Origin of the sequence: Herbaspirillum sp. NPDC101397 (assembly GCF_044767325.1) — a bacterium.
Taxonomy (GTDB): domain Bacteria; phylum Pseudomonadota; class Gammaproteobacteria; order Burkholderiales; family Burkholderiaceae_D; genus Herbaspirillum.
In genome coordinates this window covers 204,381-228,618 of the sequence record NZ_JBIWNS010000006.1, presented here as the reverse complement: position 1 = coordinate 228,618, position 24,238 = coordinate 204,381, and the positions used below count along the sequence as shown (strand labels likewise).

Here is a 24,238-nt window from a genome sequence, read left to right as displayed (position 1 = left end):
GACTTATGCACAAAAAAGCTTTTGTGCGAAGCAATAATAAAAATTTAAAAATAAATTTCATGGGTAGTGGTGTGATTCGCAAGTCATTGATTTTTATAAGTTTAAATTTTGCTTTTGATTTGGGCAATTTATTGAAACCCGCATCCAGACTGGGAAAAACGCTGTCAAGCCCGAGTTATGCACAAAGTTATCCACAGGTTTTGTGGATAGCCTAAAAAGTAGTTACGAAACCGTTACTTAGGTCATCTTTTCAGGAATCACATTAAGTTCGTGGAACAACGCATCCTTCAGATCGTTCTCGACACCCCGCTTGACAGGACCTTCGATTACCGCTGGATCCGAAACGGCGACGAGGCGCTGCCGCAAATCGGCCAACTGGCGATCGTGCCGTTCGGCCGTCGCGAGGTCGCGGGCCTGATCGTCGGCCTGGCCGAACAGACCGACGTACCGGCAGGCAAGCTCAAGGACGTGCTGGCAGTGCGCAGCCAACTGGCGCCGCTGCCGCCGCAATGGCTGGCGCTGTGCGGTTTCGCGGCCGACTATTACCAGCGTCCGCTGGGCGAGGTGGCGTTGCCGGGCTTGCCGAAGAACTTGCGCACGCTGACCACGACCGCGCTTGACCGCGCGCTCAAGAAGCTGGCCAAGCTCGATGCCGGCCATGACGGCAGTCCCGTCAACACGCCGCAGTTGAAGCCTGAACAACAGGACGCCGTCGACGCCATCGCCGGTGCGCAGGGTTTTGCGCCGCTGCTGCTGTACGGCGTGACCGGCAGCGGCAAGACCGAGGTCTACCTGCAGGCGGCGGCGCGCATCCTGGCGCAGCACGAAGCGGTCGGCGACATCGCGCAGGTGCTGGTTCTGGTGCCTGAAATCAACCTGACGCCGCAGCTAGAATCGAACATCCGCGCGCGTTTTCCCGGCGTGCATGTGGTCAGCCTGCACAGCGGCCTGGCAGAGGGCGAGCGCACGCTCAGCTGGCTGGCGGCACATCAGGGCCAGGCGCGCATCGTGCTCGGCACGCGGCTGGCGATCCTGTCGTCGCTGCCGCACCTCAAACTGATCGTGATCGACGAAGAGCACGATCCGTCCTACAAGCAGCAGGAAGGCCTGCGTTATTCGGCGCGCGACCTCGCGGTCTGGCGCGCCCATCAGCTGGCGATTCCGGTGGTGCTGGGTTCGGCCACGCCCTCGCTGGAAACCTGGCAGCACGCCCAGGCCGGCCGTTACCGCAAGCTGCAACTGCGTGAGCGCGCGGTGCGCGACGCCGTGCTGCCCAAGGTCAAGATGATCGACATGGAGCGCGACCGTCCCAACGACGGCCTGACTTCGACGCTGGTGGCGGCGCTCAAGCTGCGCCTGGAGCGCGGCGAGCAATCGCTGCTGTTCCTCAACCGGCGCGGCTATGCACCGGTGCTCAATTGCGACGCCTGCGGCTGGATCAGCAACTGCATGCGCTGCACCTCGTTCATGGTGCTGCACAAGCCCGAGCGACGCCTGCGTTGCCACCATTGCAGCCTGGAGCTGTACATCCCCAAAGCCTGCCCGACCTGCGGCAACGTCGACCTGCAGCCGCTGGGCCGCGGCACCCAGCGCGTGGAAGAAGGCCTGCAGGCAATGTTTCCGGAAGCGCGCATCCTGCGCATCGACGCCGATTCCACACGTCTCAAGGGTTCGGCCCAGAACGCCTTCGACAGCGTGCACCGCGGCGACGTCGACATCCTGATCGGCACACAGATGGTCGCCAAGGGGCATGACTTCAAGCGCCTGACGCTGGTGGGCGTGATGAATCCCGACACCGCGCTGTTTTCGCATGACTACCGCGCCAGCGAGCGTCTGTTTGCACAGCTGATGCAGGTTGCGGGTCGTGCCGGGCGGGCCGGCCAGAAGGAGGGCGGTTCACCCAGCGAAGTACTGATCCAGAGCCGTTATCCGCATCATCCCTTGTACGGCGCGGTGGCCGCGCACGATTACGACGGCTTCGCCACGCAGTTGCTCGAAGAGCGCCAGCAGGCGGCCTTGCCGCCGTTCCTGTACCAGGCGCTGCTGCGCGCCGAAGCGGCTGAACTCGATATCGCGCTGGCTTTCCTGCAGGACGCGGCCGGCTGTCTGGAACACGCCGGCATCACCATCAACGATCCCATTCCGATGACCATGACGCGCGTGGCCAATGTCGAACGCGCCCAGTTATTGATCGAATGCCCGTCGCGACCGGCCCTGCAGGCCTTCCTGCGCGACTGGATGGACGTCTTGCGCCAGATGAAGACGCGCGCCAAATGGTCGCTGGAAGTCGATCCGGTCGATATCTGAGCGTCCGAACGTTTTGCGCCAATCCGGCGTACCCGTTCGTCACGTCAAAACCCCCGCAGACCGCCGTCTTCGCGCCGTTCGTCGCATGGCGCTGGGATCGCGCGCGGGGCCTGCCTAACATGGCGGCATTCCTCTTCCTTCTTCATTTCAGGAGTCGCCATGTTGCAACAAATCATCATTCATACGCCGCTGTGGGTCTGGGCCATGCTGGCCTTCCTGGTCTATCGCGGCTGGGCCGCCAGCGCTGATCGCGAAACACCGCTGTTCAAGGTCGCGTTGGTTCCGCTGCTGTTGCTGGCCTTGTCGCTGCATGGTCTGTATGCACAATCGCATGCCGATGCGCTGGCTCTGACGGCAGCCGCGTTGACGGCGTTGGGCAGCGGCTTCCTGAGTTGGACGGCGGCCGGCCGGGGCGGCATTGCGCCGCATCCCGCGCACGGAACGGTCTGGTTGCGGGGCAGCTGGTTGCCCTTGTTGATGATGATCAGCGTGTTTGCGGTCAAATATACCGTGGCCGTGTTACAGGCAATGCACTCCGGCCACGCCCGGGGCGCCGTGTTCACGCTGGCGGTCAGCCTGCTGTACGGCCTGTTCATGGGGGTACCGGTCGGTCGTTTGTTGCGCATCGTGCATCTTTATCGCCAGGCGCAGTCACCGGCAGCGCAAGCGGCCGCCTGAGGCTGGAGCAATACTCACGAGTGCTTACAAGATCGGCTTCAATCCGAGCACGGCAAGCCGGTATAATCCGGGGTTTATATATTCATCAATGTGCGGCTGGCGTTGTCAGCGCGGCCGCCGACCCCTTCTGTTCCCATGCTCGCCCAACAAAAACAACGCATCACCGAATTATTCCAGGCCGCCATGGCGCCGCTGATCGAGGGCTCCGGCCTGACGCCGACGATCACGCTGGAGCGTCCGCGGGACCCGTCGCATGGCGACATCGCCTGCAACCTGGCCATGCAACTGGCCAAACCGCTCAAAAAGAACCCGCGCGAACTGGCCCAGGCGCTGGTTGACGGCGTGCTGTCCCAGCCCGGGCGCGAAGAACTGATTTCCTCCGCCGACATCGCCGGCCCCGGCTTCATCAACCTGCGCGTGGCCGACGCCGCCAAGCAGGCCGTGGTGAAGGTCGTGCTGGCCGAAGGCGCGCAATACGGCAAGAGCAGCGCCGGCGCCGGCAAGAAAGTGCTGGTCGAGTTCGTTTCCGCCAATCCGACCGGTCCGCTGCATGTCGGCCACGGCCGCCAGGGCGCGCTCGGCGATGCCATGTCGGCGTTGCTGCAATCGCAGGGTTACGACGTCACGCGCGAGTTTTACTACAACGACGCCGGCGTCCAGATCGCCACGCTGGCCACTTCGGTGCAGGCGCGCGCCAAGGGCCTCAAGCCGGGCGACGCCGGCTGGCCCGAGTCGGCCTATAACGGCGATTACATCGCCGACATCGCCGACGATTTCAAGGCGAAAAAGACGGTGTCCGCCAGCGACGGCGAACCGGCCACCGCCAGCGGCGACGTCGACGACATCGAATCGATCCGCCGCTTCGCCGTGGCTTATCTGCGCCGCGAGCAGGATCTGGACTTGCAGGCCTTCGGCGTCAGGTTCGACAACTACTACCTGGAATCTTCGCTGTACACCGAAGGCAAGGTTGCCGCCGCGGTCGACGCATTGATCAAGGCCGGCAAGACCTACGAGCTGGACGGCGCACTGTGGCTCAAGACCACCGACTACGGCGACGACAAGGACCGCGTCATGAAGAAGGGCGACGGCACCTACACCTACTTCGTGCCCGACGTCGCCTATCACATCACCAAGTGGCAGCGCGGTTTCGGCAAGGTCATCAATATCCAGGGCAGTGACCACCACGGCACCATCGCGCGCGTGCGCGCCGGCCTGCAGGCGGCCAATGTCGGCATACCGCAAGGCTACCCCGACTACGTGCTGCACAAGATGGTCACTGTGATGAAGAACGGCGAAGAGGTAAAGATCTCCAAGCGGGCCGGTTCTTACGTTACGCTGCGCGATCTGATCGAATGGTCCAACGGTACCGAAGCGGACGCGGACGATTTGACGCGCGGCCGCGACGCCGTGCGTTTCTTCCTGATCTCGCGCAAGGCCGACAGCGAATTCGTCTTCGACGTCGACGTCGCGCTGACCCGCAACGACGAAAACCCGGTCTATTACGTCCAGTACGCCCACGCGCGCATCTGCTCGGTGCTGAGCCAGTGGGGCGGGGACGAAGCGACGCTGGATCAAGTGCAGGATCTGGCGCCGCTGACCGCCCCTCGCGAAGTCAGCCTGCTGGCCAAGCTGGCCGAATATCCGGAAGCGCTGGCCCATGCATTGCAGGAGCTCGGACCGCATCAGGTGGCTTTCTACCTGCGTGACCTGGCAGGCGAATTGCATAGCTACTACAATGCAGAACGCGTGCTGGTTGACGACGTCCCTACCAAGATGGCGCGCCTGGCGCTCATGAGTGCGACCCGCCAGGTGCTGCGCAACGGCCTGGCATTGATCGGCGTCTCCGCCCCGACAAGAATGTAAACCTGTAATGAAGACACAAGTGAAACAACACCATCCGATTTTACGCAAGCAGGCCGGCGGTACTTTCCTGGGCCTGATCCTCGGTCTCATCGTCGGTCTCGGCATTGCCGTGGTCGTCGCCCTGATGATCACCAAGTCGCCGATTCCATTCGTCAACAAGGTCACCAAGCAGGAACGCACCGAGCTGTCGCCGGGCCAGTCCTCCGATCCGAACAAGCCGTTGTACGGCAACAAGGACGTCGCCAAGGAAGCCCCGCCGGCGCCGAAGGCTCCCGACCAGGACAAGCCTGCGCCGGACGCCAAGAAGCCCGACACGCCGCCGGCGCCGAAGGTCGACGTGCCGAAGGACAAGGACAAGCTGGCCGCGATCACCAAGGAGCAGTCGCCCAAGGCCGACAAGTCCGATAGCGCGGTCGACGACAAGTGGACTTATTTCCTGCAGACCGGCGCCTTCCGTGAACAGGCCGACGCCGAAAACGCGCGCGCCAAGCTGGCGCTGCTCGGCTTCGAAGCCAAGGTCAGCGAACGGCCTTCCGATAACGGCACCTTGTACCGTGTACGGATCGGCCCGATCGGACAGCAAGAGACAGTGAACCGCATGCGCAGCAAGTTGTCTGATAACGGCGTCGATGCCGCCATCGTCCGCATACCAAAATAAGGACCGTTTTTGCCGCGAATCAAATGCGCGGCATGGCGGTCCGCCATCATATTTATTGTCGAATACCTTGAGAAGGGGTTAAGAATTATGCGTTTGTTCCGTCATGCTCTCGCTGCCATCAGCCTGGGTTTGCTGGCCATCTCGGCCGGCGCATCACCCGCCAATCCACAGAACGGCACCGATTACCGTACGCTGGAGCAAGCCCAGCCGACCGAGTCCGGCAAGAAGATCGAAGTCACCGAATTTTTCTGGTACAGCTGCCCGCATTGCGCAGCCTTTGATCCGGCGCTGACGGCGTGGGTCAAGAAACAGGGCGACAAGATTGTCTTCAAGCAAGTGCCGGTCGCTTTCCGCGAATCGTTCATCCCTCAGCAAAAGCTGTACTACGCGCTCGAAGCGATGGGCAAGACGGCGGAGATGAATCCGAAGATTTTCCAGGCCATCCATGTTGACCGTCAGCGCGTCGACACCGACAAGACCATCCTGGAATTCATCGAGAAGCAAGGCATCGACAAGCAGAAATTCCTCGACCTGTACAATTCCTTCGGCGTCCAGACCAAGGTGCGTCGCGCCTCGCAGCTGCAGGAACAGTACAAGATCGACGGCGTGCCGACCATTGCCATCGACGGCCGTTACCTGACCTCGCCATCGATTGCCGGCGCCTCCATGGCCAACCAGCCCGAGTCCATGCAGCAAGCCGCATCGCTGCAAGTGATGGATCATCTGCTGACCAAGCTGGCGGCGGAAAAAGGTGCTGAAAAGCCTGCCGAAGCAGCCAAGCCGGCCAAGAAGAAATAAGCTTCACCGCACCGAACACGGTCCGTCGCTCGCGAGAGGACGGACCGTTTTTATTGGCGCGCATCGATAACAATTTGAACGGAAGGGATGCTATGCAGCGAGTCTTCATCACCGGCGCATCAAGCGGCATCGGCGCCGCACTGGCCGCCGTCTGCGCGCAGCAGGGCGCCGTGCTGGGCCTGGTTGCACGCCGCCGCGACAAGCTCGAGCAATTGCGCGCAGGGCTCGCCCATCCCGAGCGCCATCACCTGTATGTGCTCGATGTCACCGACCACGCCGCCTTGCAGCAGGCCGCGCAAGATTTCCTCGCCGCGACCGGCGGCATCGACGTGGTGATCGCCAACGCCGGCATTTCGCAAGGCACGCTGACCGAATTCGCCGAGGATATCCCGGTGTTCGAGCGCATCATCGCCACCAACGTCACGGCCACGGTCGCCACCTTCCATCCGTTCATCGCTGCCATGAAGCGCCAGCCGCGACCGCAGGACTGCCGGCTGGTCGGCATCGGCAGCGTGGCTGGTATTCGCGGCCTGCCCGGCGCCGAGGCGTATAGTGCATCCAAGGCAGCGGTCATCAGCTATTGCGAATCACTGCGCATCGAGCTGCGCGCCAGCGGCATCAAGGTGGTGACGATTGCGCCCGGCTATATCGATACGCCGATGACGCAGGTCAATCACTACCGCATGCCCTTCCTGATGCCGGTACAGAAATTCGCGGCGCGCGCATTGGCGGCAATCGCCGCCGGCGACAGCTACCGCGTGATCCCGTGGCAGATGGGCGTGGTCGCCAAACTGTTGCGCCTGTTGCCCAACAGTGTGTACGACTTTGCGTTTTCCAAAGCGCCGCACAAGAAACGACATCCCTGAACGAGCAAGACCATGAAAATCATTTACGCCGGAACCCCCGAATTCGCCGCCGTCGCGCTGGAAGCGCTGTACGCCGCGGGCCACGACATCACGCTGGTGCTGACCCAGCCCGATCGTCCCGCCGGCCGCGGCATGCAGTTGCATGCCTCGCCGGTGAAGCAATGCGCGCTGGCACACGGCACGCCCGTGGCGCAGCCGGTGTCGCTGCGGCTGGACGGAAAATATCCGGACGTCGCGCGCGAGGCGCACGAGCTGCTGCGCAACACGCCGCACGACCTCATGATCGTCGCCGCCTACGGCCTGATCCTGCCGCGCAGCGTGCTGGACATTCCACGCCTGGGCTGCATCAACATCCACGGTTCGCTGCTGCCGCGCTGGCGCGGCGCCGCGCCCATCCATCGCGCCATCGAAGCCGGCGACAGCGAAACCGGCATCACGATCATGCAGATGGAAGAAGGCCTGGACACCGGTCCGATGCTGCTGATCGAGTCGCTGCCGATCGCCGCCGATGACACCACCGCCAGCCTGCACGACAAGCTGGCGGCGCTGGGCGGCAAGATGATCGTCGAGGCGGTGCGCAAGCTGGAACTGGGGGAGTTGCCGGCCACGCCGCAACCGGATGAAGGTGCCAACTATGCCGCCAAGGTCGGCAAGGAAGAGGCTGCGCTGGATTTCACGCAGCCGGCCGCCGTGCTGGCACGCAAGATCCGGGCGTTCAATCCTTTCCCGGGCGCGTCGGCGCAATTTGCAACGCCTTCGGGCGACGTTACCGTCAAGCTGTGGCAGGCGCAGGCGCTCGCTGAAACGACGGCAGCGACACCCGGCAGCATCCTCGCCGCCAATGCACACGACGGCGTCAAGGTTGCCTGCGGCGACGGCGTATTGCTCATCACGGAATTGCAAAAACCTGGCGGCAAGCGTCTGCCGGTGGCAGAATTCCTCAAGGGTTTTGCACTGGCGGACGGCAGGTTCCAATAAGGCAGTTTGTCGCGGAGGAGCAATGGATCAACTGGCGGCAATGCGCATCTTCAGGCGCGTGGTGGAAAGCGGTGGTTTCTCGGCCGCCGCCGATGCGCTCGACATCTCGCACACGGTGGTGTCGCGTCAGGTGCGCCAGCTCGAGGAGCTGCTCGGCGCGCAATTGCTCAACCGCACCACGCGGCGATTTTCGCTGACGGAAGTAGGTCAGCTTTACTACCAGCGCTGCATCGACATCATCGACCAGGTCGAAGACGCCGCGCGCGTGGTCTCGCACCATCATGCGCGTCCGGCAGGGGTATTGCGCATCAACGCGCCGATGGTGTTCGGCACGCTGGAAATGCCCAACTGGCTGCCGCAATTCATGCAGGCGTATCCCGAACTGAAAGTCGACGTAGTCTGCAACGACCGCTTCGTCGACCTCATCAGCGAAGAGTTCGACGTCGGCCTGCGCATCACGCGCGCTTTGCCCGATTCGACGCTGGTGGCCAAGCGGCTGACGGTCAGCGACATGGCGCTGGTGGCGACGCCTGCCTATCTGGAAAAGCACGGCACCCCGCGTGAGCCCAAGGATCTGCAGCAGCACAATTTCCTGGCGTATTCGCTCGCGCTGCAAACCACCGAGCTGGTGTTCACCGGTCCCGACGGCCACGAGCAGCTGGTCAGCCTGAGCGGCAATGTCCAGGCCAACACCGGCCTGATCGTCTGCGCCGCCGCACGCGCCGGCATGGGCATCACGGCGTCGGCCACCTTCGTCGTGCACGAGGATCTGCGGCGCGGCGCGCTGGTGGAAGTGCTGCCTGAATACCGCCTGCAGTCGCGCGACCTGTATGTGCTGTATCCGCAGAACCATCATCTCTCGCCCAAGGTGCGCGCTTTCGTCGATTTCCTGGCGGACTATTACGCCACGCCGCGCTGGCCCGTATAGGCAGACGCCCAGACCAAAAAGGCTGCACCCGCAAAGGTGCAGCCTTTTTTCATTCATGCAGCGAATTTACTCTTCATCGATTAATTCTTCTCGACCGGCACCAGGTCAAAGTGATCGGCCTGGTACTGGAACAACAGGCAGTCGTCGCCCTTGGCGCAGCCGCTGTAGTGCGGCATGTTGGCCGGCAGGTTGTAGAACGAACCGGCGGGATAGTCGATGCGCTTGCCGTCGATGACGGCGTAGAAAGTGCCTTTCAGGACCACCGTCGGCAGGTTCTGCGTGTGCAGGTGGTAAGGATTGTCCTTGCCCGCGGGAAAAATCACGAAGGCGTCGTAGGGACCCTTGCCGGTGATGCTACCCCGCACGTCGGCCACCTTGATGCCGCCGGTGCCGGGAAGTTCGCGCCACTTCAGGTCGGCGGCCGGGAAGGAAACCAGCGACTGGACGGCGGGCTTGCCGGCTTTGATGTTGTTGTCTGCGAAGCTGGCGCCGGCGGCGACCAGCAACAGCAAGGCGATTGCGATGCGTTTCATGGTGTTCCTTTAATGTGAGGGGAGTTATTGCACTTGCAGTTCAAGAATGGCGCTCGTATCGAGCACATCGCCGAACGTGTCGGCGATGGTCGTCAACGCACCGCGATGCAAGACGTCGTGCGTGATCACACCGCCGCCAGGCGCATCAAGGTCGCGCGTGGCCGAAGCGTCGGCAGCGACGATCACGTCGTAACCCGCAGGGACCGCATCGCGCGCGGCGCCGGCCACGCAGGCATGCGTCATCAGACCGGCGATGATCAGCGTCTTGACGCCGGCCGCTTTCAGTTGGACATCGATGTCGGTAGTCGGGAACACGCTGACCGAGCTCTTCTGCACCACGCGATGGTGGGCGGCCGGCTGGATATCCTTGTGGATGGCGACGGTATCGCCGTCCACCGCAAAGATCGGTGTGCCGGACGGCGTCACGTGCTGGACGTGGAACACCGGCATGTCGTGGCGATCGGCAAAGGCAATCAGGCGTTTGGCATTGTTCAGCGCCGCCATGCCGTCAGGGATCGGCATCGTGCCGCTGAAGTATTCGTTCTGGAAATCAATGACCAGCAGCGCGGTGCCGGCGGCTTGCAGTGCAACCGGTGCAGCAACGCCGGCGATGGTGCGGATGGTGGGATGGGACATGTTCTTCTCCTGGGTTGAAAGCGACAGGACGAAGAGTAGGCGAACGCGCGCCGCGCCAACAGTAGCGCGGCGTCACAAGATATGTGCGGAATTTGCACATATCCAAAGAACCTCGAGATGCGGTTCGGACGTCCGAAAAAATCTATGTTGCCAGCATCACGCGCAAGCGTTCCCAGAAAAGATCAGCGCCGCGGTGCACGTTGTCATTCCAGTGGTCGGCTGCATTGTCGTCGGCAGCATCCGTGATGAACTTGAATGCCCGCCAGGGGACACCATATCGATGGCAGGTGTGGGCGATGGCGAACAGTTCCATATCGACAACATCCACGCTCTGTTCGACCAGCCAGGGATCGGCGGCGGTGACGAAGCTGTCGCCGGTGCCGCAGCAGGCGTCTCCATGGCCTGATGCGTAAGAGCTGGGTTCGTCCGACAAGGGCGTCACGCCGCGCACGGCCAGTGGGATGGCCAGCATGTCGCGCTGGATGACGCTGGCGATGTCGAGCAGGCCGTCGCGGTCCGGATTGATCTTGCCCGCCGTACCAAAATTGATCACCAGCTGCGGTCGATGCTGCAGAATCGCCGCTGTGGCGGTCGAGGCGGCGTTGACTTTGCCCACGCCGGTATAGATTACGTCCACACCGGCTGGAGCGGCTGCGGCGTTGAGTTCGGAGGCAAGGGCGGTTAGCACCAGGATTTTCTGTGTCATTGCAGGTTATCGATATCCGTTGTTTGAGAGGGAAGCCCGGCTGTCGGACAAGGGTTTGGCGGGCGTTTCACGTATAATTTCAAGTCTTAACCGATTTGATGAACCCGGCATGTTGCGTGACCGGGTTTTTGCATTCGGCTTGCATTATTCCACAGGCATTATCCGAACTGTTCCACATTGAAGAATCTCGCCATGAAGCCAAACGATCTGTGCCAAACCGAACTGCTGTTGCGCGACCTGATGTCGCAGCGCATCCTGATTCTGGACGGCGCCATGGGCACCATGATCCAGCAGTACAAGCTGACGGAAGAAGATTATCGCGGCGAGCGCTTCAAGGACTTCAGCGTGCCGGGCAAGGAGTTGTTCGTCAAGGGCAACAACGAGTTGCTGAGCCTGACCCAGCCGCACATCATCCAGGAAATCCACGAGCAATACCTGGCTGCCGGCGCCGACCTGGTCGAGACCAACACCTTCGGCGCCACCGGCGTGGCGCAGGACGACTATCACATGGCGCATCTGGTGTACGAGATGAACGTGCAGTCGGCCAAACTGGCGCGCGCCGCCTGCGACAAGTATTCGACGCCCGACAAGCCGCGCTTCGTCGCCGGCGCGCTCGGTCCGACGCCGAAGACGGCCTCGATTTCGCCGGACGTCAACGATCCTGCGGCGCGTAACGTCACCTTCGATCAACTGGTGGCGTCCTATCTGGAGCAAACGCGCGCACTGGTCGAAGGCGGCGCCGACGTGCTGCTGGTCGAAACCATCTTCGATACGCTCAACTGCAAGGCCGCGCTGTTTGCGATCGACGTGTTCTTCGAGGAGTCCGGCAAGCGTTTGCCGATCATGATCTCGGGCACCGTCACCGATGCTTCGGGCCGCATCCTGTCCGGCCAGACCGTGCCGGCCTTCTGGCATTCGATCCGCCATGCGCGGCCGCTGACCGTCGGCCTGAACTGCGCACTGGGCGCAGCATTGATGCGTCCGTATGCCGACGAGTTGTCCAAGATCGCCGACACCTTCGTCTGCATTTATCCCAACGCGGGTTTGCCCAATCCGATGAGCGACACCGGTTTCGATGAAACGCCCGACGTCACTTCGTCGCTGCTCAAAGATTTCGCCGAAAGCGGCTTCGTCAACGTCGCCGGCGGCTGCTGCGGCACCACGCCCGCGCATATCAAGGCGATCGCCGACACGGTGGCGACGATTGCACCGCGCAAGGTTCCGGAAGGCAAGCACGAGATGCTGCTGTCGGGGCTGGAACCGTTCATCATCAACGACGACTCGCTGTACGTGAACGTCGGCGAGCGCACCAACGTCACCGGCTCCAAGGCGTTCGCGCGACTGATCCTCAACGAGCAATACGACGAGGCGCTGGCGGTGGCGCGCCAGCAGGTTGAGAACGGCGCCCAGATCATCGACATCAACATGGACGAAGCGATGCTCGATTCGCAGGCGGCCATGACGCGTTTCCTCAACCTGATCGCTTCCGAGCCGGACATCGCGCGCGTGCCGATCATGATCGACTCGTCCAAATGGTCGGTCATCGAAGCCGGGCTCAAGTGCGTGCAGGGCAAGTCCATCGTCAACTCCATCTCGATGAAGGAAGGCGAAGAGAAATTCCTGCACGAAGCCAAGCTGTGCCGTCGCTACGGCGCCGCCGTGATCGTCATGGCCTTCGATGAAGTCGGCCAGGCCGATACCTACGAGCGCAAGATCGAAATCTGCGAACGCGCCTATCGCCTGCTGGTCGACAAGGTCGGCTTCCCGCCGGAAGACATCATCTTCGACCCGAACATCTTCGCGGTTGCCACCGGCATCGAAGAGCACAACAACTACGCCGTCGATTTCATCGAGGCGACCCGCTGGATTCACCAGAACCTGCCTTACGCCAAGATCAGCGGCGGCGTCTCCAACGTCAGCTTCAGCTTCCGCGGCAACGATCCGGCGCGTGAGGCGATCCACACCGTGTTCCTGTACCACGCCGTCAAGGCCGGCATGACCATGGGCATCGTCAACGCCGGCATGATCGGCGTCTATGACGACCTCCCTGCCGAATTGCGCGAAGCCGTCGAAGATGTGGTGCTGAACCGCCGTCCGGACGCCACCGAACGCATGATCGACATCGCCGCGACCCTGAAGGCCGGCGACAAGAAGGAAGAAGCCACGCTGGAATGGCGCAGCGAGCCGGTCGAAAAGCGCCTCGCGCATGCGCTGGTGCTCGGCATCACCCAATGGATCGTCGAGGACACCGAGGAGGCGCGCCAGAATCTGTTGAAGAGCGGCGGCCGTCCGATCCACGTGATCGAAGGCCCGCTGATGGACGGCATGAACGTGGTCGGCGATCTGTTCGGCCAGGGCAAGATGTTCCTGCCGCAAGTAGTGAAATCGGCGCGCGTGATGAAGCAGGCCGTGGCGCACCTGATTCCCTTCATCGAAGAAGAGAAACGCCTGATCGAGCAGGAGACCGGCGTCGTCGCCAAGCCCAAGGGCAAGATCGTCATCGCCACCGTCAAGGGCGACGTCCACGACATCGGCAAGAACATCGTCTCGGTGGTCCTGCAATGCAACAATTTCGAAGTCGTCAACATGGGCGTGATGGTGCCGTGTTCGCAGATCCTGGCCAAGGCCAAGGAAGAGAACGCCGACATCATCGGCCTGTCGGGCCTGATCACGCCGTCGCTGGAAGAGATGGCCTACGTCGCCAAGGAAATGCAGCGCGACAGCTACTTCAGCGGCGTCAAGATGCCGCTGCTGATCGGCGGCGCCACCACTTCGCGCGCGCATACCGCCGTCAAGATCGCGCCGAATTACTCCGGTCCCGTAGTCTACGTGCCGGATGCCTCGCGCGCCGTCTCGGTGGCGCAGTCGCTGCTCACGCCCGAGCAGAAGGACCAGTACATCGCCGACATCGCGACCGACTACGAACGTATCCGCGAGCAGCACGCCAACAAGAAGGCGGTGCCGCTGGTGCCGATCGCCGCTGCGCGCGACAACAAGATGCAACTGGAATTTGCGCCGGTCAAACCGAAATTCATCGGCCGCCGCGTGTTCAAGAACGTCGACCTGGCGACGTTGGCGAAATACATCGACTGGGGGCCGTTCTTCCAGACCTGGGACCTGGCCGGTCCGTATCCCGCGATCCTGAAGGACGAAGTGGTTGGCGAAGCTGCCACCAAGGTATTCGAGGAAGCCCAGGCCTTGCTCAAGAAAGTGATCGACGGCCGCTGGCTGACCGCCAATGGCGTTGTCTCGCTGCTGCCGGCCAACACCGTCAACGACGACGACATCGAGATCTATACCGACGACACGCGCACTCAGGTGGCGCTGACCTACTACGGTGTGCGCCAGCAGACCGAAAAGCCGGTGATCGACGGCGTGGCGCGTCCCAACCAATGCCTGGCCGATTTCATCGCGCCCAAGGCATCCGGCATCGCCGACTACATCGGCATGTTCGCCGTGACCTCCGGTCTCGGCATAGAGAAGTACGAGAAGCGCTTTGAAGACGCGCACGACGACTATTCCTCGATCATGCTCAAGGCGCTGGCCGACCGTCTGGCCGAAGCCTTCGCCGAGTATCTGCACGAGCGCGTGCGCACCGATCTGTGGGGCTACGTGTCGCAAGAGTCCCTGAGCACCGAAGAACTGATCAAGGAAAAGTACGTCGGCATCCGTCCCGCCGCCGGTTATCCGGCCTGCCCGGAACACACTGTCAAGGCCGAGGCGTTCAGGGTCATGCAATGCGACGAAATCGGCATGACAGTCACCGAGTCGTACGCGATGTTCCCGGGCGCATCGGTGTCGGGCTTCTACTTCGCGCATCCGGAATCGAAGTACTTCGTGGTTGGCAAGATCGGCGACGATCAGGTCACTGACATGGCCGTGCGCCGCGGCGTCGCCAAGGAAGACGTCGAACGCTGGCTGGCGCCGAACTTGTCCTGATCGCGGTTTTCACTTACCCTTTGTCCATCCCGTTTTTTATTCTCGCGCCATGATCGATTCCGCCGACAACGTCACCCACATGTTGCCCGTCACCGGGCCGTTGCGCCTGAACTTCTTCACCGACCAGCCCGATGCGGCGCGGCTGTTCGTCGCCGACCTGACCCAGGATTTGCTGGGCGACTGGATCGTCACGCAATGCTGGACCGGCAAACCGCAGGCGCGCGGCGGCGGCCGTGTGACCGTGGTCAACGACCAGGAAGCCGGCTTCAAGTTGATCCAGAAGATCGCGCAGAAGAAGGAAAAGGGCGGCTATCGCCTGATCTGACGCTGTCTTCGGCGAGGCGTCGGTAGTTTGAAGAGCGGAGAGATTTTTCTCTCCGCTTGTTTTTGCGGCATCGCTTTTTGGCCTCGCCTGCATGCCCCGGCGTCTCGTGTTAGGCTGTCCACCGCTGTTAAATCGACGATAGCGTTGTTGTATTGATCATGCCGTCGCGATTCGATAGCGGGAGACAAAATAACTGAACGAGACGGAGAACCCGCGCGTGACTTCCACCCCAGCAGCACATCCCCCTTCCAAGGACAATCCCGACAGCGATTCCGGCGCCGACTCATCCTATGCCGTTGTACGCCTGCTGATCACGCTGGTGCTGATGGTGATCGGCGCCAGCGGCATGTATGTGGTGGCCGTCGTGTTGCCTGCGGTGCAGGCCGAATTCGGCGTGGCGCGCGGCGTGGCGTCGATGCCTTACACCTTGTCAATGATCGGCTTCGGCATCGGCGGCATGCTGATGGGCAAGCTGGCCGACCGGTTCGGCGTGATGATTCCCTTGCTGGTCGGCGCGGTATGCCTGGGCCTTGGTTTCATCCTGGCCGGCATGGCCCCCAACATCATCGTTTTCACACTCGCACACGGCTTGTTGATCGGCCTGTGCGGCAGTTCGGCGACCTTCTCGCCGCTGATTGCCGATACCTCGCTGTGGTTCGTGCGCCGGCGCGGCATCGCGGTGGCGGTATGTGCCAGCGGCAATTACCTGGGCGGCGCGATCTGGCCGCCGATCGTGCAGCATTTCGTCGACACGGTGGGCTGGCGTCAGACGTATTTTGGCCTCGGCGTGGTGTGCTTCATCGTCATGGGCGGGCTGGCGCTGCTGATGCGCCGTCGTCCGCCCGTGGCGGTTGCTGCCGCTGCGCGCAATGGCGTCAGCCTGACTTCGGAGCGTCCGTTCGGCCTGCCGATGGGCAAGGCGCAATTGCTGCTGTGCGTGGCCGGCATCGCCTGTTGCGTGGCGATGGCGATGCCTCAGGTGCACATCGTCGCTTACTGCGGCGACCTCGGCTACGGCGCCGCGCGCGGCGCGCAGATGCTGTCGCTGATGCTGGCGTGCGGTGTCGTGAGCCGGCTGATTTCCGGATTGATCTGCGATCGCATCGGCGGCTTGCGCACGCTGCTGCTCGGTTCGGCGCTGCAGGGGATTGCCTTGCTGCTGTTCCTGCCGTTCGACGGACTGGTGTCGCTGTACGTGATCTCGGCCTTGTTCGGGTTGTTCCAAGGCGGCATCGTGCCGTCCTACGCCATCATCGTGCGTGAATACTTCCCCGCCTCCGAGGCCGGCGGCCGGGTCGGCGCCGTCATCATGTGCACCATGCTCGGGATGGCGCTGGGCGGCTGGATGTCGGGCCAGATCTTCGACCTGACCGGCTCGTATCACGCCGCCTTCATCAACGGCATCCTGTGGAACCTGCTCAACTTCAGCATCTGCATGTTCTTGCTGCGACGCACCCTGCGCAGCAAGAAGGGCGGCGGCAGCGGCGGTTTGCAGACTGCAGGCGCGTAGCAGCAAAGTGCACGGCCGGTTTGATTTGGCGGCGCTCCTGCATTACGCTACGGGAATGCAGGCGACCGCCTGCGGTTTCCTTGCTTCCCTGGGCCCCAGATGCTGATCATTTTCCTCAAAGCCGTGCTGCTGATTCCGGTGACCCTGTTGCCCATCCTCAATCCGCTCGGCATTGCCCCGGTATTCGCTAACCTGTTGGGCGACGTGCCGCGCCAGATCGAAAACCGCGTCGCGCGTCAGGTGGCGATCAATTGCTGGTTCCTGCTGGTAGGCGCGATTTTCATCGGCTCACACGTGTTGGCGTTCTTCGGGATATCCCTGCCGATCGTGCGTATTGGCGGCGGCATCCTGGTCGCGGTGTCGGGCTGGAAATTGCTCAGCGACGGCGGCAACGACGCGGCGATTCCCAAGCAGGTTGCCAAGGCCTACGACGACGAGTCGAACGAAGAATTGAAGGCGCGCAGCTTCTATCCGATCAGCTTTCCGCTGACGGTCGGCCCCGGCACGATTGCCGCATCGATCACGCTCGGCGCGAACACGCCGGCGCGGCTGGTGGATTGGGTCATGTCGATCGGCAGCGCGGCGCTCGGCTCGGCGCTGACGGTGCTGGTGATCTACTTATGCTATCGCTCGGCCAACAAAATCGTCAGCCTGCTAGGCCGTCTCGGCACCATGGTGGTGTTGCGGCTGTCGGCATTCATCCTGCTGTGCATCGGCATCCAGATTTTCTGGTCGGGATTCACCGGTTTGCTGGTGGAGACGGGGATGCTGCCGCCGTAGAAATTTTCAATGGAGCAGCCCGCGCTCGCCGAGCAGGTCCTGCACCAGTTCCAGGCGCAGCACGGGGTTGTCGAGCGCCAGCAAGCCTTGCTTCTGTTCCACGCTCATCGGCAGCATTTCGCTCCAGCGGTTGGCGACCCAGCCGCAATCATCGAGACGATACGGCGCCGCCACCGGGATATCGCTCTCCGGAATGGAGTGGTTCTTCAGCGACGCCAGCAAATTCATCAGTGCGGTGACGGTGTTCTGCAGCTCCTCGGGAATCGCAACGCTCTGATCGTTCTCCAGCGGCTCCACCTGCGCCATCCACAGACCGTGTTTCAACTGCTCCTTGGCGGCGATGCGGAAGCGCGACGTCCCGTTGCAGGAAATGCGCAGCAAGCCCTGCACCGGCGCCGACCACTCCTTGATATGCGCCAGCGTGCCAACCGGCACGAAGCTCTCGACCAGGCCGGGTTTGCGGACTTCGTTGCCGGCCGTCAGCGCGACCACGCCGAACGAAGTGCCGTTGGCGATGCATTTGTTGATCATGTCCAGGTAGCGGACTTCGAAGATCTGCAACGGCAGCCGGCCGTCCGGAAACAGCGCCGAGCCTAGCGGGAAAAGCGGGATGGTTTCCATATAGTGAGGTGATGCTTTGTAATTTCCTAAGAGCGCCGCTCTATGTGCGCAAAACATAACGATTGTCGCTGATGCATTCATAGCGCTGCACGATGTAGCCGTTGTCGTCGACGCTCTCCAGGTAGACGTCGAATTGCCACAGCCGCGCCATGTGGCGCAGGACTTCGTTGGTGCTGTCGCCCAGCGAGCGGCCGTCGCTGCGGAAATGGCGCAGGGTCAGGCTGCGGTTGCCGCGCGTGTTGACCGACCACACCTGGATATTGGGTTCGCGGTGGTTGATGTCGTACTGACGTGACAAGGCCTGGCGTACGTACTGATAGCCGCTGTCGTTGTGGATCGCCGAGACTTCCAGCTCGCTGCGGCTCTCATCGTCGAGCACGGCGAACATGCGCATGTCGCGCATCAGTTTCGGCGACAGGTATTGCGCGACGAAGCTCTCGTCCTTGAAGTTGCGCATCACATAGTGCAGCGTGTCCAGCCAGTTGCTGCCGGCCATGTCGGGAAACCACTGCTTGTCTTCGGCGGTCGGGTTTTCGCAGATGCGGCGGATATCGCTCATCATGGAGAATCCCAGCGCGTACGGATTGATGCCGTTGTAATACGGCTTGGTGATCGGCGGCTGGAACACCACGTTGCTGTGCGAGTGCAGGAATTCCATCATGAAGCTGTCAGTCAGCTTGCCCTGGTCGTACATGGTGTTGAGCAGCGTGTAATGCCAGAACGTGGCCCAGCCTTCGTTCATCACCTGAGTCTGCCGCTGCGGATAAAAATACTGGCCGACCTTGCGTACGATGCGAATGACTTCGCGTTCCCACGACTCCAGCAGCGGCGCATTCTTTTCGGCGAAATACAGCAGGTTTTCTTGTGGCTCCGGTGGGAAGCGCTCGTCCACTTGTGCCGCTGCAGTTTCCTTTTTCGCCGGCAGGGTGCGCCACAATTCGTTGACCTGGGATTGCGCATAGGCTTCGCGTTCACTCTGCTGTGCGCGTTCTTGCGCCAGCGACATGCGCTGCGGGCGTTTGTAGCGATCAACGCCGTAGTTCATCAGCGCGTGGCAGGAATCGAGCAGCTCTTCCACACGATCGAAGCCGTAGCGCTCTTCACATTCGGCGATGTAACCTTTGGCGTAGACCAGATAGTCGATGATGGCGCTGGCGTCGGTCCACAGCTGGAACAGGTAATTCCCCTTGAAGAAGGAGTTATGTCCATACGCCGCGTGCGCCACCACCAGCGCCTGCATGGTCATGGTGTTCTCTTCCATCAGATACGCGATGCAGGGATTGGAATTGATGACGATCTCGTACGCGAGGCCCATCTGGCCGCGCTTGTAGTCGCGCTCGGTAGCGAGGAAATGCTTGCCGAACGACCAGTGGCGGTAATTGACCGGCATGCCCGAGGAGGCATAGGCGTCCATCATCTGTTCGGCGGAAATGATTTCCAGCTGAATCGGATAAATATCCAGCTTGTAGCTCGCCGCCACCTTGGCGATTTCCTCGTTGTAGCGTTCGATCAGCTCGAAGCTCCAATCCGACGGGCAGGGCAGGGGATCATGTTTGGGCGGCGCAGTCGGCGGCACAGGCGGCGTGTTCAGTCGCGTATTCATGCATGGACCTGCTTTTCAAAAAGTTCGCGGAAGACCGGATAGATCTCGGACGAGGACTGCACCTTCTTCATCGCAAAGTGCGGATGCTCGTGCAACAACTGCGTGTATTCCGTCCACAGGTTCTGTTCCGGCTCGGCCACCTGGATATAGGCGAAGTAACGGCACATTGGCAGGATCGTTTCCTCCAGGATGCTGCGGCATTTCGGCGAGTCGTCGTTCCAGTTGTCGCCGTCGGAGGCCTGGGCGCCGTAGATGTTCCATTCGCTCGATGGATAGCGCGTCCTGATGATGTCCTGCATCAGTTCCAGCGCGCTGGAAACCACCGTGCCACCGCTTTCTTGCGAGTGGAAGAAGGTCTCCTCATCGACTTCATCGGCGCGCGTGTGATGGCGGATGAATACCACCTCGATGTGTTCGTAATTGCGCGTCAAAAATAGATACAAGAGGATGAAGAAGCGTTTCGACAAATCCTTGCGCTGTTCGTCCATCGACCCCGACACGTCCATCACGCAGAACATTACGGCGCGGCTCGACGGCTGCGGCTGGCGCACGCGGTTGACGTAACGCAGGTCGAACGGATCGATGAAAGGGATGCGCCAGATGCGGCCCTTGAGATGATGGATTTCTTCTTCCAGCAGCAGGATTTCCGGACGCCGGTCGTCGGGATCCTTCTGGAGCTCGCACAATTGTTCTTCCAGCTCGCGCAGCTTGGCCACCAGCGGTCCGCCCAGCGCAATGCGGCGACCCAGCGAGCTGCGCAGCGAACGCACGATGTCGATGTTGGCGGGCGAACCGTCGACCGAGTAGCCGGCGCGCATGTTCTTCCAGTTGGGGATCGACATCAGGTTGGTCTGGATCAGGCGCGGCAGCTCCAGGTCTTCGAAGAAGTACTGCATGAATTCTTCGCGCGACAGCTCGAAGGTGAACTCGTCCTGGCTCTCGCCTTCATTGCTGGCGGTGCTGCCGCCATCGCCCGAGCCGCCGCTGCGGCGCGGAATGCGGTCGCCCTGCAGATAATCCTGGTTGCCGGGATGCACAATCTCGCGCTTGCCGCCGCGGCCGTGGTGGAAGGCCGGTTCGGAAATATCCTTGCGTGGAATGGTGATGCTTTTCGAGCTTTCGATGTCCTTGATGCTGCGGTCGCGTACCGCTTCGGTAACGGAACGCCGGATATCGCTGCGAAAGCGCCTGAGGAAACGCTCCCGGTTGGCGATGCTTTTATTCTTGCCAGCTAGCCTACGGTCGATGATCTGGTGGAGCAAGTGCTTCTCCCGCTAGTGGGGACCTGCTTTGGATCTCGCTGCGAGCCCTTGATCCGACACCGGCTGACGGTCTCGCGCTTGGATCGAAAACAGGTCCAAAGGCGGGTTGCTTTCAGCTGACGCGTTCTGTCATTGGCAACCCGCGTTCCTGGTTCAAGAGGATTTGCGTACGCGCAAATACCATTCGCACAGCAAGCGCACCTGCTTCGGCGTGTAACCCTTGCTGACCATGCGATTGACGAAGTCTTCGTGCTTTTGCATTTCTTCGGTCGAACCCTTGGCGTTGAAGGAGATCACCGGCAGCAGATCCTCGGTGTTGGAGAACATCTTCTTCTCGATCACCACGCGCAGCTTTTCGTAACTGGTCCACAGCGGGTTCTTGCCGCCGTTGTTGACGCGGGCACGCAGCACGAAGTTGACGATCTCGTTGCGGAAGTCTTTCGGATTGCTGATGCCGGCCGGCTTCTCGATCTTTTCCAGTTCTGCGTTCAGGGAGGCACGGTCGAAGCTCTCGCCCGTGTCGTGATCGCGGAATTCCTGATCCTGGATCCAGAAGTCGGCATAGGTGACATAGCGGTCGAACACGTTCTGACCGTATTCCGAGTAAGACTCCAGGTACGCAGTCTGGATTTCCTTGCCGATGAACTCTGCATAGCGCGAGGCCAGCGTATCCTTGACGAAGGACAGGTATTTTTGCTCCTGCTCGGGCGGAAACTGCTCGCGCTCGATCTGCTGCTCCAATATGTACATCAGGTGCACCGGATTGGCCGCGATCTCGGTGGTGTCGAAGTTGAATACGCGCGACAGGATCTTGAACGCGAACCGCGTCGAGATGCCGGTCATGCCTTCGTCTACGCCGGCGTAGTCGCGGTATTCCTGATACGACTTGGCCTTGGGGTCGGTGTCTTTCAGGTTTTCGCCGTCATACACCTGCATCTTGGAGATCAGGCTGGAGTTCTCCGGCTCGCCCAGACGCGTCAGAATCGAGAACTGCGCCATCATCTTCAGCGTGCCAGGTGCGCAGACGGCCTTGGCCAGCGAGGAGGTGCGCAGCAGTTTTTCGTAGATCCGGATTTCTTCCGATACGCGCAGGCAGTACGGCACCTTGACGATATAGATACGATCAAGCAGCGCTTCGTTGTTCTTGTTGTTGCGGAAGGCCTTCCACTCCGATTCGTTGGAGTGGGCCAGGATGACGCCGTCGAAAGGAATCGCGCCGAAGCCTTCGGTGCCCTTGAAGTTGCCTTCCTGGGTTGCGGTCAACAGCGGATGCAGCACCTTGATCGGCGCCTTGAACATTTCGACGAACTCCAGCAGGCCCTGGTTCGACAGGCACAGGCCGCCGGAATAACTATAGGCGTCGGCGTCGTCCTGCGAGTATTGCTCGAGCTTGCGGATGTCGACCTTGCCGACCAGCGTGGAAATGTCCTGATTGTTTTCGTCGCCCGGCTCGGTCTTGGAAATCGCGATCTGGCGCAGGATCGACGGATAGCGCTTGACCACGCGGAACTGGCGGATGTCACCGTTGAATTCATGCAGGCGCTTGACGGCCCACGGGCTCAGGATGGATTTGAGGTAGCGGCGCGGGATGCCGAACTGCTCTTCGAGGATCTGTCCATCTTCTTCGTAGTCGAACAGGCCGAACGGCGATTCATTGACCGGCGAGCCTTTGATCGAATAGAACGGGATGTGCTCCATGAGTTGTTTGAGGCGTTCGGCGATGGACGACTTGCCGCCGCCGACCGGGCCCAGCAGATACAGGATCTGCTTCTTTTCTTCCAGGCCTTGCGAGGCATGGCGGAAATAGGCGACCACTTGTTCGATCACTTCTTCCGCGCCGTAAAATTCCTTGAAGGCGGGATAGACCTTGATCACCTTGTTGGCGAACAAGCGCGACAAGCGGGGGTCTTCGCGCGTGTCGACTTTCTCAGGTTCGCCGATCGCCATCAGCATGCGTTCTGCGGCCGATGCGTACACAGCCGGATCGTTCTTGCAAAGACTCAGATACTCTTCAAGCGAAAATTCTTCTTCTCTGGTTTTGTCAAAGCGACTCGCAAAGCTGCTGTAGATATCCATACCACCTCCGTAACTTCAATGAGACAACAAATTGAATACGTGCGTTATGTTTTTAGATTTATCGACCGCGGTTCCCTGAGCATCAGCTCCTGACCAGCTCCAGCAGTTTCACTATCGTGCGCTGCATTGGAATTCCCAATGCTTTTTTCAGTGCGCTGACGATGCGTGCGCGCTTATGAACTTGGACCGGAAAACAAAATTTTCGTTTTTATTCTATTCCTTTTTTTCTGAAGTCATTGTGCTGCTTTTGTTTCAGCGTACTGCTAAATGATTTTCTCGTAGTCGAAAACAACTGTCGTTTTCGGAGCCAGCTTTTCGATATGCAAAAGCGTCGAAATTGTGCGCCGCAGTTTTTGCTATTCCCCTGTTCATTAAATGGTTGAGCGTCATCTGCGGTTGACCTTGTTACGTAATTCAGGCGTGCGGCCTTGCAAGCGAATCGGGGCAGGCTTTGCGCGCTGGTCGGACGAGGTCGGCGGACATCGCGCGGCGCACATTTTTCGTTATCGAAAACCGTCGCAAGAGGCAATGCAAGTTTGATGCCGGGAAATATCCCATCGACAGGATGGAGATAGGAACGAACTGGTATCGGCCAAAATGACGCCGAAATCTTTTTTCAATTGCATGCCTGAAACGTTGCTTTTTTACCATGTGACCGCTTCACAACGGCTAATTCGATAGCTTTCCAGCAAGCTTTGCAATATTTTTGATAGATGGCCTCGATGAACATACTGGGAAAACGGCTCCGGCCCTCTCCCCAGCGCGTTCGCAAGCGATCCGCAGAGAAAGCCCGGCGTAGATAAGTCATTGACAAACAAGTGAAAAATGCAGTCTAATTCAGGGTTCACCATCCGTTGAATTGCGTTCGTGCTGTGGCCTTGCGGTTTCGGCTCTCAAATGCCTCTCTGATCTACAGGAAGAGGCACGCGCAAAAAAACAGAAATTCCGCGGAGATTCCGAAGTATTTTTGCCGATTATTGATTAAGTAAGCGAGTCCAACATGAAACGTACCTACCAACCTTCCGTCGTGCGCCGCAAGCGTACCCATGGTTTCCGCGCACGCATGGCAACCCGTGGTGGCCGCGCTGTCATCAACGCACGCCGCGCCAAGGGCCGCAAGCGCCTGGCAGCTGTTTGATCCGGGCAATAGCCAGAATCAGTGCGCTGCTGT

Annotated in this window: 20 protein-coding genes; 13 read left to right on the top strand and 7 right to left on the bottom strand. The window is 60.8% G+C overall.

The features are described 5' to 3' along the window. Positions 1–270: 270 nt before the first annotated feature. The 8 genes from ACIROW_RS16140 (at position 271) to ACIROW_RS16105 (ending at position 9,076) form a co-directional block, all read left to right on the top strand. Positions 271–2,307 (top strand): primosomal protein N', encoded by a 2,037-nt coding sequence (locus ACIROW_RS16140; protein WP_402277343.1) that lies wholly within the window; start codon positions 271–273, stop codon positions 2,305–2,307. A 159-nt stretch (positions 2,308–2,466) separates the two neighbouring features. Beyond that, positions 2,467–2,985, top strand: coding sequence for a DUF6622 family protein (locus ACIROW_RS16135; RefSeq protein ID WP_402277341.1), 519 nt, complete (start codon positions 2,467–2,469; stop codon positions 2,983–2,985). Positions 2,986–3,120: 135 nt separating this feature from the next. Beyond that, entirely contained in the window at positions 3,121–4,848 is a 1,728-nt protein-coding gene (gene argS / locus ACIROW_RS16130; RefSeq protein ID WP_402277340.1) for an arginine--tRNA ligase, read from the top strand. 7 nt (positions 4,849–4,855) lie between these two features. Further along, complete coding sequence (locus ACIROW_RS16125) at positions 4,856–5,506, top strand: SPOR domain-containing protein (RefSeq protein WP_402277339.1); 651 nt, start codon at positions 4,856–4,858, stop codon at positions 5,504–5,506. An 87-nt stretch (positions 5,507–5,593) separates the two neighbouring features. Then, complete coding sequence (locus tag ACIROW_RS16120) at positions 5,594–6,304, top strand: thiol:disulfide interchange protein DsbA/DsbL (protein ID WP_402277338.1); 711 nt, start codon at positions 5,594–5,596, stop codon at positions 6,302–6,304. Between the two features lie 92 nt (positions 6,305–6,396). Beyond that, entirely contained in the window at positions 6,397–7,170 is a 774-nt protein-coding gene (locus tag ACIROW_RS16115; RefSeq protein ID WP_402277337.1) for an SDR family oxidoreductase, read from the top strand. Positions 7,171–7,182: 12 nt separating this feature from the next. Then, positions 7,183–8,148, top strand: a complete 966-nt coding sequence (gene fmt, locus ACIROW_RS16110) for a methionyl-tRNA formyltransferase (RefSeq protein WP_402277336.1) — start codon at positions 7,183–7,185, stop codon at positions 8,146–8,148. A 22-nt stretch (positions 8,149–8,170) separates the two neighbouring features. Further along, positions 8,171–9,076, top strand: coding sequence for a LysR family transcriptional regulator (locus ACIROW_RS16105; RefSeq protein ID WP_402277334.1), 906 nt, complete (start codon positions 8,171–8,173; stop codon positions 9,074–9,076). Positions 9,077–9,156: 80 nt separating this feature from the next. Here ACIROW_RS16105 and ACIROW_RS16100 read toward each other — a convergent pair whose 3' ends face one another. The 3 genes from ACIROW_RS16100 to ACIROW_RS16090 form a co-directional block, all read right to left on the bottom strand. After that, on the bottom strand, positions 9,157–9,609 hold the full coding sequence (locus ACIROW_RS16100; protein WP_402277333.1) for a cupin domain-containing protein: 453 nt from the start codon (positions 9,607–9,609) through the stop codon (positions 9,157–9,159). A 24-nt stretch (positions 9,610–9,633) separates the two neighbouring features. Next, on the bottom strand, positions 9,634–10,245 hold the full coding sequence (locus ACIROW_RS16095; protein WP_402277332.1) for an isochorismatase family protein: 612 nt from the start codon (positions 10,243–10,245) through the stop codon (positions 9,634–9,636). A gap of 142 nt (positions 10,246–10,387) precedes the next feature. Then, positions 10,388–10,951 (bottom strand): 5'-methylthioadenosine nucleosidase, encoded by a 564-nt coding sequence (locus ACIROW_RS16090; RefSeq protein WP_402277331.1) that lies wholly within the window; start codon positions 10,949–10,951, stop codon positions 10,388–10,390. 192 nt (positions 10,952–11,143) lie between these two features. Here ACIROW_RS16090 and metH point away from each other — a divergent pair, with 192 nt between their 5' ends. From metH to ACIROW_RS16070, 4 genes are all read left to right on the top strand, one after another. Then, positions 11,144–14,890: a methionine synthase gene (gene metH / locus ACIROW_RS16085; protein ID WP_402277330.1), complete on the top strand. Its 3,747-nt coding sequence runs from the start codon at positions 11,144–11,146 to the stop codon at positions 14,888–14,890. A gap of 49 nt (positions 14,891–14,939) precedes the next feature. Beyond that, positions 14,940–15,215: a hypothetical protein gene (locus ACIROW_RS16080; protein ID WP_402277328.1), complete on the top strand. Its 276-nt coding sequence runs from the start codon at positions 14,940–14,942 to the stop codon at positions 15,213–15,215. A gap of 325 nt (positions 15,216–15,540) precedes the next feature. Further along, positions 15,541–16,725 carry an MFS transporter gene (locus ACIROW_RS16075; RefSeq protein WP_402277695.1) on the top strand — a complete coding sequence of 395 codons (1,185 nt, stop codon included), beginning with the start codon at positions 15,541–15,543 and terminating at the stop codon, positions 16,723–16,725. A 99-nt stretch (positions 16,726–16,824) separates the two neighbouring features. Then, positions 16,825–17,505 (top strand): MarC family protein, encoded by a 681-nt coding sequence (locus tag ACIROW_RS16070; protein ID WP_016834912.1) that lies wholly within the window; start codon positions 16,825–16,827, stop codon positions 17,503–17,505. A 6-nt stretch (positions 17,506–17,511) separates the two neighbouring features. On the opposite strand, the gene ACIROW_RS16065 is transcribed toward ACIROW_RS16070, so the two are convergent. The 4 genes from ACIROW_RS16065 to ACIROW_RS16050 all read right to left on the bottom strand — a co-directional run bounded on the left by ACIROW_RS16065 (position 17,512) and on the right by ACIROW_RS16050 (position 23,067). Then, positions 17,512–18,126 (bottom strand): LON peptidase substrate-binding domain-containing protein, encoded by a 615-nt coding sequence (locus tag ACIROW_RS16065; protein WP_116434441.1) that lies wholly within the window; start codon positions 18,124–18,126, stop codon positions 17,512–17,514. A 40-nt stretch (positions 18,127–18,166) separates the two neighbouring features. Continuing rightward, positions 18,167–19,729, bottom strand: a complete 1,563-nt coding sequence (locus tag ACIROW_RS16060; protein WP_402277326.1) for a SpoVR family protein — start codon at positions 19,727–19,729, stop codon at positions 18,167–18,169. Then, entirely contained in the window at positions 19,726–20,991 is a 1,266-nt protein-coding gene (locus tag ACIROW_RS16055) for a YeaH/YhbH family protein (protein ID WP_402277325.1), read from the bottom strand. Before ACIROW_RS16055 ends, ACIROW_RS16060 begins: the two co-directional genes overlap by 4 nt. A 153-nt stretch (positions 20,992–21,144) precedes the next feature. Then, positions 21,145–23,067, bottom strand: a complete 1,923-nt coding sequence (locus ACIROW_RS16050; protein WP_402277324.1) for a PrkA family serine protein kinase — start codon at positions 23,065–23,067, stop codon at positions 21,145–21,147. Between the two features lie 1,000 nt (positions 23,068–24,067). On the opposite strand from ACIROW_RS16050, the gene rpmH reads away from it, so the two are divergent. Beyond that, a complete protein-coding gene (rpmH, locus tag ACIROW_RS16045) occupies positions 24,068–24,205 on the top strand; it encodes a 50S ribosomal protein L34 (protein WP_006461360.1) in 138 nt (45 codons plus the stop codon). The last annotated feature ends 33 nt before the right edge of the window (positions 24,206–24,238 follow it).

Bases quoted from the DNA above. Each gene is read 5' to 3' on its own strand.
- ACIROW_RS16135 (WP_402277341.1), top strand. From the start codon at position 2,467: ATGTTGCAACAAATCATCATTCATACGCCGCTGTGGGTCTGGGCCATG.
- argS (WP_402277340.1), top strand. From the start codon at position 3,121: ATGCTCGCCCAACAAAAACAACGCATCACCGAATTATTCCAGGCCGCC.
- ACIROW_RS16125 (WP_402277339.1), top strand. From the start codon at position 4,856: ATGAAGACACAAGTGAAACAACACCATCCGATTTTACGCAAGCAGGCC.
- ACIROW_RS16120 (WP_402277338.1), top strand. From the start codon at position 5,594: ATGCGTTTGTTCCGTCATGCTCTCGCTGCCATCAGCCTGGGTTTGCTG.
- ACIROW_RS16115 (WP_402277337.1), top strand. From the start codon at position 6,397: ATGCAGCGAGTCTTCATCACCGGCGCATCAAGCGGCATCGGCGCCGCA.
- fmt (WP_402277336.1), top strand. From the start codon at position 7,183: ATGAAAATCATTTACGCCGGAACCCCCGAATTCGCCGCCGTCGCGCTG.
- ACIROW_RS16105 (WP_402277334.1), top strand. From the start codon at position 8,171: ATGGATCAACTGGCGGCAATGCGCATCTTCAGGCGCGTGGTGGAAAGC.
- ACIROW_RS16100 (WP_402277333.1), bottom strand. From the start codon at position 9,609: ATGAAACGCATCGCAATCGCCTTGCTGTTGCTGGTCGCCGCCGGCGCC.
- ACIROW_RS16095 (WP_402277332.1), bottom strand. From the start codon at position 10,245: ATGTCCCATCCCACCATCCGCACCATCGCCGGCGTTGCTGCACCGGTT.
- ACIROW_RS16090 (WP_402277331.1), bottom strand. From the start codon at position 10,951: ATGACACAGAAAATCCTGGTGCTAACCGCCCTTGCCTCCGAACTCAAC.
- metH (WP_402277330.1), top strand. From the start codon at position 11,144: ATGAAGCCAAACGATCTGTGCCAAACCGAACTGCTGTTGCGCGACCTG.
- ACIROW_RS16080 (WP_402277328.1), top strand. From the start codon at position 14,940: ATGATCGATTCCGCCGACAACGTCACCCACATGTTGCCCGTCACCGGG.
- ACIROW_RS16075 (WP_402277695.1), top strand. From the start codon at position 15,541: ATGGTGATCGGCGCCAGCGGCATGTATGTGGTGGCCGTCGTGTTGCCT.
- ACIROW_RS16070 (WP_016834912.1), top strand. From the start codon at position 16,825: ATGCTGATCATTTTCCTCAAAGCCGTGCTGCTGATTCCGGTGACCCTG.
- ACIROW_RS16065 (WP_116434441.1), bottom strand. From the start codon at position 18,126: ATGGAAACCATCCCGCTTTTCCCGCTAGGCTCGGCGCTGTTTCCGGAC.
- ACIROW_RS16060 (WP_402277326.1), bottom strand. From the start codon at position 19,729: ATGAATACGCGACTGAACACGCCGCCTGTGCCGCCGACTGCGCCGCCC.
- ACIROW_RS16050 (WP_402277324.1), bottom strand. From the start codon at position 23,067: ATGGATATCTACAGCAGCTTTGCGAGTCGCTTTGACAAAACCAGAGAA.
- rpmH (WP_006461360.1), top strand. From the start codon at position 24,068: ATGAAACGTACCTACCAACCTTCCGTCGTGCGCCGCAAGCGTACCCAT.